The 422-nt window shown below is 70.9% G+C and carries 1 protein-coding gene; it reads left to right on the forward strand.

Going from position 1 to position 422, the window contains the following annotated elements; all coding sequences use genetic code 11:
- Nucleotides 1-360 (forward strand): LysR substrate-binding domain-containing protein (locus AC066S_RS39625; RefSeq protein WP_478272034.1); only part of this gene is annotated, 360 nt, incomplete at its 5' end.
- Nucleotides 361-422: the final 62 nt, after the last annotated feature.

A 422-nucleotide genomic window follows, 5' to 3' on the forward strand; every position in this document is an offset into this window, starting at 1 on the left:
GTCCCGGACCTCACGGCGCATCCGTTCGTCGGCTATATCGAGGACATGCTGTTCGCGCGCGAGCTGAACTATCTCGGCGCGCTCGAACCGGCCGTCTCGGCGCGGCTGCGCTCGACCAACCTGCTCGCCCAGGTCCACGCGACGCTGAACGGCGCCGGCCTGTGCATCCTGCCGGCCTTCATCGCGGCGGCCCATCCCGGGCTGGCGCCGGTCCTGCCCGGGGCGGTGTCGCTGACGCGCTCGTTCCACATGCACATCCACGAGGACCACCGGAAGGCGGCCCATATCCGGGCGGTGGCGGGCTTCATCGCCGGCGAGGTCGAGGCGGCAAGCGCGCTGTTCGCCGGGCCGTCCGTGTAAGCGCCGGCGGTTTCGCGGCGGCGGCCCAAGTCCTAAGATCGACAGTTCCTGAAGGCCCGAAC

Source organism: Bradyrhizobium sp. CFUWI, from assembly GCF_056429085.1.